Origin of the sequence: Altererythrobacter litoralis (assembly GCF_036324225.1) — a bacterium.
Lineage (GTDB): Bacteria > Pseudomonadota > Alphaproteobacteria > Sphingomonadales > Sphingomonadaceae > Erythrobacter > Erythrobacter litoralis_A.
Map to the genome: position 1 here is coordinate 1 of NZ_JAZDQV010000023.1, position 1254 is coordinate 1254.

The following is a 1254-nucleotide window of genomic DNA, read 5'->3' on the forward strand; positions in this document are numbered from 1 at the left end:
CAGAAGTTTTCCCTTGCAGCCTCCTGCAGGATCAGCTTGTCGAGCGTCAGGTCCGACACCGCTCGGCGCAACCGGGCATTCTCCTTCTCCAGCTCTTTCATCCGTCGGGCCTGATCCATCTTCAGACCGCCGTATTCTTTACGCCAGCGGTAGTAGCTCTGCTCGGTCACTCCGATCCGCCGGCAGGCATCTGCAACCGTGCCGCCTTGCGCTAGCACGATCTCCGCCTCACGCAGCTTCCCGATGATGTCTTCCGGCTTGTGCTTCCTTGCCATTCCATTCCTCCTTCGTGGCCATTCCTAAAATAGAAATTGGACCATTCAGAAGGGGGCAGATCAAATTAGCTATTCCATGAAACGAGACCTCCAAACTTGTCTACATGAGCGCGAAGATTGCAACCGCGATTGCGGCAAAAGAGGCCGTCGTTAGTCCCTGGCTCACCCGCCAGCGCTAGCCTCTGGGCATGAACGATAACTACAACATAACAGGTGGAAGGCCGCGGGCGTGACTTGCAAAATTCCTGCTTTAAGGGGGGGGCTATTGCTCTGCAGTATAGCAAAATTAATCCTTTTTAGCGCTGTTCGATCGCATGGCTTGCTCTAAGTTTGCCTATGAAGATTGTGATTACCTCGTTGTCACGCCTTCGTACCCGAGACCCCGATCGCTTCCCGTAGTGGCGGTCGGGGTCTTTTTACTTAGTCTTGCCCTGATCCATCGCACTGCTAATCTCGTCATATGCGAAAGATATCACTCACCACCGCTCTGGTTGTCGCCGCACTGCCTAGCGCAGCATTGGCGGAGAAATGGTTGCCGGTTGGGATTACTGCAAATCAGGATCAATTTAGTGTGGACTTCTCATCCATCCGCACAATGCCAAGCGGGCATAGGCGGGTTTGGGTGAAGGTGGATTTTGGAAAGCCCTCTGATGCCGGCGATACGGGCTACAAGACTTTCTCGGAACTCGACTGCCGAGAAGGGCGTAGTCGGACACTAAGCGCCGCCTTCTTCGCAAATGACACTATAACCAGAAAGAGCAACAAGCCCCGCGACTGGCAAGATGTCGCGCGAGGCAGCGTTTTCGAAAACGTACTCTACGCCGTATGTTTTGGAAGGCTGCCTCGATAACCCACCGCCCGGAGATGGGCCGGTAGGTCGCTAGATCGAAAATCTCTCAGTGCAACTCCGACCAATGTGAGCGCTAGGTAGAAGAAGGAGGGAGCAAGGTCCCAGCTCACCAGGGGATCTGGAGAGCAA

Annotated in this window: 2 protein-coding genes; one reads left to right on the forward strand and one right to left on the reverse strand. The window is 54.5% G+C overall.

The window, feature by feature from the left end; translation table 11 throughout:
• Window positions 1–275, reverse strand: a 275-nt coding sequence (locus tag VRS74_RS12640; RefSeq protein WP_354145586.1) for a transposase, incomplete at its 3' end; no start/stop codon positions are given.
• 460 nt (window positions 276–735) lie between these two features.
• On the opposite strand from VRS74_RS12640, the gene VRS74_RS12645 reads away from it, so the two are divergent.
• Complete coding sequence (locus tag VRS74_RS12645; protein ID WP_354145587.1) at window positions 736–1125, forward strand: surface-adhesin E family protein; 390 nt, start codon at window positions 736–738, stop codon at window positions 1123–1125.
• Window positions 1126–1254 lie beyond the last annotated feature (129 nt).

Excerpts from the sequence above, each read along its gene's own strand:
- VRS74_RS12645 (WP_354145587.1), top strand. The coding sequence starts at position 736 with ATGCGAAAGATATCACTCACCACCGCTCTGGTTGTCGCCGCACTGCCT.